General features: G+C 35.3%; 8 protein-coding genes. 2 read left to right on the forward strand and 6 right to left on the reverse strand.

Annotation, left to right across the window (positions count from 1 at the left end):
* Positions 1 to 154: 154 nt before the first annotated feature.
* The 4 genes from AC4GZ8_RS05750 to AC4GZ8_RS05765 all read right to left on the reverse strand — a co-directional run bounded on the left by AC4GZ8_RS05750 (position 155) and on the right by AC4GZ8_RS05765 (position 4621).
* On the reverse strand, positions 155 to 2122 hold the full coding sequence (locus AC4GZ8_RS05750; RefSeq protein ID WP_491080837.1) for a methyl-accepting chemotaxis protein: 1968 nt from the start codon (positions 2120 to 2122) through the stop codon (positions 155 to 157).
* A 234-nt stretch (positions 2123 to 2356) separates the two neighbouring features.
* Positions 2357 to 2518, reverse strand: coding sequence for a YdbC family protein (locus tag AC4GZ8_RS05755; protein WP_491080838.1), 162 nt, complete (start codon positions 2516 to 2518; stop codon positions 2357 to 2359).
* A gap of 86 nt (positions 2519 to 2604) precedes the next feature.
* Positions 2605 to 3468 carry a hypothetical protein gene (locus AC4GZ8_RS05760; RefSeq protein WP_491080839.1) on the reverse strand — a complete coding sequence of 288 codons (864 nt, stop codon included), beginning with the start codon at positions 3466 to 3468 and terminating at the stop codon, positions 2605 to 2607.
* A 37-nt stretch (positions 3469 to 3505) separates the two neighbouring features.
* On the reverse strand, positions 3506 to 4621 hold the full coding sequence (locus AC4GZ8_RS05765) for an amidohydrolase (RefSeq protein ID WP_491080840.1): 1116 nt from the start codon (positions 4619 to 4621) through the stop codon (positions 3506 to 3508).
* Positions 4622 to 4831: 210 nt separating this feature from the next.
* On the opposite strand from AC4GZ8_RS05765, the gene AC4GZ8_RS05770 reads away from it, so the two are divergent.
* Entirely contained in the window at positions 4832 to 5467 is a 636-nt protein-coding gene (locus tag AC4GZ8_RS05770) for a cell wall hydrolase (protein ID WP_491080841.1), read from the forward strand.
* Between the two features lie 136 nt (positions 5468 to 5603).
* Here AC4GZ8_RS05770 and AC4GZ8_RS05775 read toward each other — a convergent pair whose 3' ends face one another.
* Positions 5604 to 6572, reverse strand: coding sequence for an NAD(P)-dependent alcohol dehydrogenase (locus AC4GZ8_RS05775; protein WP_491080875.1), 969 nt, complete (start codon positions 6570 to 6572; stop codon positions 5604 to 5606).
* A 293-nt stretch (positions 6573 to 6865) separates the two neighbouring features.
* On the reverse strand, positions 6866 to 8539 hold the full coding sequence (gene ilvD / locus AC4GZ8_RS05780; RefSeq protein ID WP_491080842.1) for a dihydroxy-acid dehydratase: 1674 nt from the start codon (positions 8537 to 8539) through the stop codon (positions 6866 to 6868).
* Between the two features lie 355 nt (positions 8540 to 8894).
* Here ilvD and AC4GZ8_RS05785 point away from each other — a divergent pair, with 355 nt between their 5' ends.
* Positions 8895 to 9191, forward strand: a complete 297-nt coding sequence (locus AC4GZ8_RS05785; RefSeq protein ID WP_491080843.1) for an RNA polymerase alpha subunit C-terminal domain-containing protein — start codon at positions 8895 to 8897, stop codon at positions 9189 to 9191.
* Positions 9192 to 9210: the final 19 nt, after the last annotated feature.

Here is a 9210-nt window from a genome sequence, read left to right on the forward strand (position 1 = left end):
TTATATTCCTTTTTTTCTATAAATGTATGTAAAATTTTATTTTTTCGGAATATTTATTGGATTCATGTCTAAATAATAGGTCATCATTTAGACATTCCCTCAATTTAATCACAAAAATAAGGCACAAACTCATTTTGTTGTGCCTTATTCCATACTATAATTGAAACCTTTTTACCATCTCTTGTAATTCTTCTGAAAGCTTTTCTAGAGAACCAGCGTTTTTAGAAAGAAGTTCAATGGAACTGCTTGTTTGTTGAACAGTTGCGGTTGTTTCTTCAATACTTGCCGCTGATTCTTGTGAAATTGATGCAATATTGTCAATTGATTGATTGATTTGTTGACTGCTTTCCGCAATTTCTGAAAGTTGGCTAGTAATGTTTTCAACTTTACTAGCCATATCTGAAACAGACTCATTGATCTGATGAAAAGCTTTACCCGTTTTTTTAATCTGATTTGAGCCTTCCTCTACCTGATTATAGCCATTCGTTAATGCTTCAATTACATTATTTGATTCAGATTGAATATTCACAACAATGGCTGTAATATCAGAAATTGAATTTGATACTTGATCCGCTAAATTACGTACTTCATTTGCAACAACAGCAAATCCCCTGCCATGTTCCCCAGCTCTTGCTGCCTCAATAGCAGCATTTAATGCAAGTAAGTTTGTTTGATCTGATATTCCTTGAATGACATTGACTAGCTTAGATATTTCCAGTGATTGCTGTTCTAGTCTGTCTACTTTATCAATAGCCTGTTTCATTATTTCATAAAGTTTATCCATCTGATGAATGGAATCATTCATTAAACGATCGCCTTTATTTGTAATATGTAATACTTCTATTGAGGCTGTTTGTACAATGCTTCCATTTTTATTTGCCTGGGTAATTCCTCTTGTGAAATTGTCCATCTGTTGTGCTAAATTAGAAGAAGTACTCGCTTGCTCCTCTGATCCTAATGAAATTTCTTGCATTGTTGACGCAACTTGATGACTTGCTTCGTTCATTTCTATGCATGCGTCTTTCATTGCTTTTGATTCCTGCAATACTGTTGTTGATAACCCCGATATCTTTTTTAACATTTCTCTCATACTTGTCTGTGTCTTAACAACAGATTGTGACAGCTGTCCAATTTCATCATTTCTTTTTGGATGATTTAAGTTACTTTTCAAATTACCTTTCGCAAGTTCCCCCATAAACAATGTAATTTCCTTGATTGGTGTTGAGAAACTTCTACTTAAAACCATTGCAACGATGATGACGATGACTAGTGTAGTGATTGCTGTAATAATGATGTATAACAATACTTGATTATTCATCTGATGAATGAATCCAGTATCCTGAGCAATGTTTATGATCCCAATAACTTCTGTTTTTGTTGGGTCAAAAAGAGGCATGTAGTATTCTAAGCTTTCTTCATTTTCATTTGAAACATCTTCACCATTCAAAACTTTTTTTAAGATAGAAGGATTAACTAGATTTTCACCTACTTCTTCTTCCTCAGAGGCTACTAAAATCTCACCTTCTACATTTGAAACCGTTAACTTGACGCCTTTCATCGATTGCGTGATTGTCTCAATCACTTTGCCATCTAAACCAGTTTGCAATGTCCCGATGACTTCGTTGTTATCTATTATAGGCACAAAGGCCCGAACGGCTAACCCGCTATTTCCAAATTCAAATCCAGCTAATTCCTGATTTTCTAATGCAGCTTGTACTGCAGGTTTATCACTTTTATCATCTCCGTACTTTTGAGGATTATGACCTCTAAAATACACTGTTCCATCTGCATTTCCCAGTTCAAATACATCCAGTTGATGTTCTCTTTGTAACCGGTCAAATAAGGGCTCAACGATCATTGCAACCGATTCACGATTTCCTTTTTTAAATGCCTCTATCATTTCAGGTTGTTTAGCATAAAATTTTGTTAATTCAAGAAGTTCTGCTGACACATTATTCAATCTCTCTGTAATCGATTCCACATTTGTATCTTGTTCATTTTTTAATACCGTATCATACCCCTGGTTTGTTTTTAGATAAAGAACCATACTAACAACCAACAATGGGACAATGGATACTACTAGTAGTGAAAGAAATAATTTAGCTTTAAGTGTCTTGATCATATGTACTTCAAACCCTCCAACGTGAAAACATAAAAATAAATACCTATGAAAATATTCCTATTAAGTTTAGCAGTGAACGTATTATAAGTCTATAGGAACTAGATAAACTTATTTGAATATACAAAAAACATTTAAAACAAAAAGAAAAGGAACCTTTTTTGGTTCAGGCTCCTTCCTATAGTTCCATCTCATTTAATATATCTCATAACTTGATTACCTCATCCTTTGAAAGAGTTACCCCTTTTCCATTTTTTCGTGTTGTTCATCCCAATCTCTTAGATCATATTTTGGCTCACGATCATTCCAGCTTATTACATTCAGTTCTTTTTTCCATCCTTTTGCACCCTCTGATATGATCCCTAAGTTTTGGTGTATTTGATATTTTATATTCGCCAATTTTTTCATCTCCCAGATTTTTATATTCACTCTTAGAATATGTTCTCTTTTTTTATATTAAATCATTCTATTACTTTTGAGTCATATTACTTTTCAGAGTGTCCGATTGTTTTATATGTAAATCCTAATCCATCCTCTACGGTCACATGCAATTCTACCTTTCCAAACTCATCTCCGATTTCTTCCCTCAACTTGAGCATATTGTTGTAACGAAGAGTCTCGAGGTAATTGTCATGTCGTAAAAATTCACTATCCTTTAATAAATTGATTTCACGTAAAACTTGCCCATTAAATAACAGCTTTGCTTTAGCTGATGTAATCTTCAATTCTTCTGGATTAGCTGTTAAAGGAAATTCTGTTACTAAATGGTTTTCAATATCAACATTGATATCAAACATACCATTACCTGCTTGATGGACAAATGCATTTGTTGGCATGCGTTGATTCATCTGTTCATAAAAGTTTAACTGAAGAAGGTCTTCACTTCGTTTGCCTTCTTTAGACACAGCTACAACTTGTGTTTCATAATTTTCATCTAAAGAAAACGTGTGATTTACATAATAATTTAAGCCATTTTCATTAGTAACTTCAAGCTCAGTCCACTGATTTTCATCATATTCACGAAATAAAAGCAGAACCTCTTCACCCTTCTGCAAATCTTTTAATCTCCATTTCAATCTAACATCAATCGTATGTTGTTTTCTATTACTTTGTAGAACATTGTATTTTTCACCTTGAATCCATTGTTGCTTTTGATTAAATTCGGTTAACTTTTGATCAAGCTGTGCAGTTATATCTTGAACGGAATATTCAACATTTTGAATTTGATTTTGTAAATTTTCGTTTATTTGCATTTGTTCTTGCAAGGAATTCATTCTATTTAAACTAACAACATTCACGATTAGCAAAATCCCAATTAATCCATATAATATAATGTCTTTTTTGGACAAAGCTTTCACTCCCTAATTATGGCTTAAAAAATATCCTTTACATATAAACTAAACCTTTAAATAGCTCTACAGCGGTTTCGATTATTCCATCGTGAAAATCGTATTGAACGGTATGAATATGAGGGTAGTCCTCACCATTGCCAATATAGCAAATTGCACCTTTTGTTTCTTTTAAGTAATGACCAAAGTCCTCTGAAGCACGAAATGCCTCTTTCATTTCAACTAACTGCAAACCTTTCTTTTGACAAGCTTCTCTAATTTTATCTGAACTCTCCTTGTGATTCACTGTTTCTGGAAATATATCATGATATGAAAAGCTTGCTTTTAGTCCATATTTGTTTGCTAAAGAGGTAGTTAAAGCTTCTAAATTATTTTGAAGCTGCTCTAATTCTTTTTCATAAAAAGCACGAATTGTAAGCAAAAGCTCCCCATTACTAGCCGCAACACCAAATGCTCTTTCCCCGATATTCACATGAACGACAGTACATAATACAATTCCTCGAAATTCATTTGAGGAAGTAAGCTTTTCAATCGAATCAATGATCTTTGCAAACGCATAAACAGGATTTACTCCATCTTCAGGTTGACTGGCATGCGCTGGAGTACCTTCCAATTGGATCGTCATTCCCTTTGATGCACAGTGAGCAGTTCCATCAATAACATTCACAGACTTGAAAGCCATTCCACTCATATTATGAAAAGCATAAATTTCTTCGATGTCATGTTCCTTAATTAAAGAAGCACATTGGATCGCACCATCACCAGTTTCTTCTGCATGCTGAAAAAGAAAAAAAATATTTTTATCAGCTCCGTTCTGGTCAATCTCAAGGGCGAATCCAGCAAGACATGCAGCATGACCATCATGTCCACATTTATGTGAAACGCCTGGTATTTGAGAAGCATGTCGTATGAGGATCGTTTCATCAATCGGCAGCGCATCAAAATCTGCACGAAATGCTATATTCTTCTTCTTTTCACCAGCCCTATAGATCGCATAAAACCACTGCCCTTTATCTACAATTTCAAGAGATGTATGTGTTTGAAAGAATTGGATTAAATGATGCTTTGTCCAGATCTCATGATTAGAAAGCTCAGGATGTTGATGAAGTTCATGACGAAGATTTTTCGTTAATTCTAGATTTTTCGGCTCCATAGTATCTCTTCCTTTTGCTTAAATATCCAATTGCTCTAAAAATATCAGATTCTACTAAAATGAAAACTTCCTATTTCTTCCTATTTTAATATATTTAAAGATACTTGTAATGTCTATGTAAACAAATTGTAACACTATTCAGTTTTTTGGTCACATAGGAATGGAATGAGACAAGAGTTCAAAAAAAGATACCAACTAGGAGGACATATTTTGAAAAAACTAATTTTTTTACTAACATTACTGTTCACTCTTTTATCGGCAGAACCAATTTTTGCTTACACTGTACAAAAAGGTGACACAATGTCAAAAATCGCAAGAGAAAATGGGTTAACATTATCTGAATTAGCGTCAGTAAACCCCCAGGTTAAAAATCTTGACCTTATTTATGTTGGACAAGAGATACATATTGATATAGACAAAAAAAGTCGCCCTGCTGTTGCTAGTCGGGGTGAAAGGATTTCTACTTCTACTTCTAGCAAAGTAAACATCTCAGAAGCTGAAATAGATTTATTAGCAAGAATTGTCCGTGCAGAGGCCCAATCCGAACCATTTGAAGGAAAAGTTGCGGTAGCTAGTGTTGTGTTAAATCGAGTAGATAGTCCGAAATTTCCTAACACAATTAGAGATGTTATCTATCAACGTGGACAATTCCAACCTGTATCAAATGGTGAAATAAATAAACCAGCTGATAAGGAATCTAGAAGAGCAGTATATGCAGCTTTATCAGATATGAGAAAAATTGCAAAAGACTCGTTATTTTTCTATAATCCTGACGTTGCCTCAAATCGTTGGCTTGATTCGCGAGAAACAGCTGTTGTAATTGGACAACATGTGTTTAAATATTAATTCCAAAATGCCAGGAATATTGATTCCTGTTTTAATATATAATTGGTCTTCTTAAGAGAAATTTTAGTTTTTGTTTAAAAAAACGAAAAAGTTAGACTCATCTGTACTGGTTTTAGTAATTATAACAGTGTTTTCTTTACACTGTTATAATTACTTTTCCTTGAGCATGACCTTCAGCAAAATAGCTTATTGCTTCTGGTACTTCACTTAATTTATAACATCGGTCAATTACAGGTTTCACATTACCCGCCTCAATGAGTTCTTTCATGAAATACAAGTCAGATGTGTTTTGTTTTTGTAAAAACAGTACGACTTTTTTGTTTCCAGTCAATGAGATTAATGGTCCTTGGATCATCGTTTGAAACATTTGTGACTCAGATCCGCCTACATGTATAAAAGTCCCATTTTGAGCTAATGCTCTTTTATAGACTGATAAGGGCTGACAGCCATTAACACCTAATATGACATTATAGTGACCAAAATGTTTCCCAACATCTGTATTCGTATAGTCTACCACATTGTCTGCTCCAAGTGATTTTGCTATATTGATATTTCTCGTACTGCAGACTGCTGTAACTTCTGCTCCGAATGATTTTGCAATTTGAATAGCGAACGTTCCAACACCACCAGATGCACCGTAAATTAACACTTTTTGACCATGCTTGATTTTTCCTTTATCTCGCAAACTTTGGAGGGCTGTGACTGCCGCCATTGGAACTGCTGCTGCTTCCTCATAGCTCAAATTAGCAGGCTTTTTCACTAATACGTTTTCGGGGACGGATACATATTCGGCAAAGCCGCCCCATCCAACGCCAGATAAATCTCCAAACACTTCATCACCAGGTTTAAAACTCTTTACAAGAGTACCAACAGCTTCAATTTGTCCGGCAACATCTCCGCCAGGTATTGGATACTTTGGCTTAATAAAACCATAAATAAGACGAGCCAGCCATGGTTCCCCTTTTATTAAAACTAAATTACCATAGTTAATTGAGGCAGCATGGATTTTAACAAGCACTTGATGTTCTGTAATACTTGGTTTTGTTACTTCCTTTAATTCAAGGACATCAGGTGGACCATACTTGTTTGAAACGACCGCTTTAATAAAAATACCTCCTTAGATATTGCTTTTTTCTATTAAAACTAGAATGACATCACAACATATTATTCTAGTTAACAAAAGTTGAGACCTTTCTTGTAATAAGATTTCTTTGAAAGTACAAGTGAGTAACATATGGCCAAGATTTTCTGTAAATTTATTCTTCATTCATTCTATGAAAGCCACCTGTGTTTCTTCTAAATCGTTCTTTATTCGCTTGATGAAAGATAGTAAATCCCCGTTTTTTTTATGATAAGAAAAAAACCATCCAACTTGGATGGTTTCTCTATTATTTGATCTTAGATTTTCATAATTCCGCCAGTGCTTGCAGATGTAACAAGCTTGGAATAACGAGCTAAGTACCCTTTTTTCACCTTTGGCTCAAAGCCTTTCCAGTTGGCTTTACGTTTTTCCCACTCTTCTTCTGGAACTTGAACATCCATTGTACGGTTTTCAATATCGATCACGACATGGTCACCATTTTCAACGAATGCAAGTGGACCGCCTTCGGCAGCTTCTGGTGAAGCATGACCGATAGAAAGACCACGAGATGCACCTGAGAAACGACCGTCTGTGACTAGCGCTACTTTTGGTCCTAATCCCATTCCAACGATCATAGAAGTTGGAGAAAGCATTTCCGGCATTCCTGGTCCGCCTTTTGGTCCTTCATAACGGATGATGACTACATGACCTTCTTTAACTTTACCATTTGCAATACCATTGATCGCTTCTTCTTGTGATTCAAATACAATCGCAGGACCTTCATGGCTTGTAATCCCGTTTTGAACTCCACCTGTTTTAATAATCGCACCATCTGGAGCAAGATTACCGAATAAAACAGCAAGGCCGCCTTTTTCTGTATGAGGATTATCAATTGGTCTGATAACCTCATGATCTTGGACCTCACAGCCGGCGATATTTTCACCAAGTGTTTTACCTGTAACTGTTAATGTATCAAGGTGAAGAGCTCCTTCTTTTTTCGATAGCTCATATAAAGCTGCAGATACTCCACCTGCTGCATGTAAGTCTTCAATATGATGGTCTGATGCAGGAGCAAGCTTAGATAAATGCGGAACACGTGCTGCTACTTCATTGATACGTTGAATTGGATATTCGATTTCTGCCTCATTTGCTAATGCTAATGTGTGTAATACTGTGTTAGTAGATCCACCTAGCGCCATATCAAGAGCGAATGCATTATCAATTGCTTTTTCCGTCACAATATCTCTTGGTTTAATGTCATCTTTGATAAGATTCATTAACTGTTTAGCAGATTTTTTCACGAATTCTTTACGTTTTGGGTCAACAGCTAAAATTGTACCATTACCAGGCATTGCTAATCCAAGTGCTTCAGCTAAACAGTTCATTGAGTTAGCTGTAAACATACCTGAACAAGATCCACAGGTTGGGCATCCAAATTGCTCTAGCTCTGTTAAGCCTTTTTCATCGATTTTACCAGATTGATAGGCACCTACACCTTCAAAAACAGAAGAAAGTGAGATTTTCTTCCCATCGCTAGTTACGCCGGCCTTCATTGGGCCACCGCTAACGAATACTGTAGGAATATTGATACGTAATGCCGCCATCATCATACCTGGAGTGATTTTGTCACAGTTAGGGATACATACCATTCCATCGAACCAGTGTGCAGAAACTACTGTTTCAACAGAGTCTGCAATGATTTCACGGCTTGGTAATGAATAGCGCATTCCGATATGTCCCATTGCAATTCCATCGTCTACACCGATCGTATTAAATTCAAAAGGAACTCCACCAGCTTCACGAATCGCTTCCTTTACAATTTTTCCAAACTCTTGTAAATGTACATGACCGGGTACAATATCAATATATGAATTACAAACCGCAATAAACGGTTTATCAAAATCCTCTTCTTTTACTCCCGCAGCGCGAAGTAAGCTACGATGAGGTGCACGGTCAAACCCTTTTTTAATCATATTACTACGTAAATTCATCTTCCCCAATCTCCTTTCACTAAACATCATTCAAGAATGATATTATTAGGGTACTTCTAATTGACTAAATAATCAATATATTTCTTCTTATTTGAATAATTATTATACTAATTTATCTTTAAAACAAGTTAAATTTACAAATTTCATAGATAATTTAAAAATTGAATGATGGCTTTTGTCTTTAAATATTATTGCCGTATTATAAAAAAGAGAGCATCATAGTCCTAGTGGAAAATAAGTTTCATTTTCTGTTAAATAGCAGCCAACTTCTATTACTTTCTCTTGATTAAACAAAAGCATAGAAATATGTAATATAATACTAATCAACAAATGATTCATAAAAGGAGGAATTTCAATGACAGCCTCTCAACAAACACGTAGGACTTGTGAAAACGGACATCATTTTTATAAGAGTAGTGATTGTCCTACTTGTCCAATATGTGAAAAAGAACGGAAACCTGCGTCTGGTTTTCTATCCAAGCTTTCTGCCCCTGCACGACGAGCTCTAGAAAACATTGGTGTATTTACAGTAGAAGAACTTGCAAAATATAGTGAAAAGGAAATTTTGTCCCTGCATGGAATTGGACCATCCTCCATTCCGAAGCTTCGTTCATCATTACAAGACAAAGGGCTAACATTTAAAAATGACTAAATAAAAAAACGCCATGATT

Source organism: Metabacillus sp. RB-C-LZQ-3-1 (assembly GCF_058315175.1).

Coding starts and splice junctions, on each gene's coding strand:
- AC4GZ8_RS05750 (WP_491080837.1), bottom strand. CDS start 2,122: ATGATCAAGACACTTAAAGCTAAATTATTTCTTTCACTACTAGTAGTA.
- AC4GZ8_RS05765 (WP_491080840.1), bottom strand. CDS start 4,621: ATGGAGCCGAAAAATCTAGAATTAACGAAAAATCTTCGTCATGAACTT.
- ilvD (WP_491080842.1), bottom strand. CDS start 8,539: ATGAATTTACGTAGTAATATGATTAAAAAAGGGTTTGACCGTGCACCT.
- AC4GZ8_RS05785 (WP_491080843.1), top strand. CDS start 8,895: ATGACAGCCTCTCAACAAACACGTAGGACTTGTGAAAACGGACATCAT.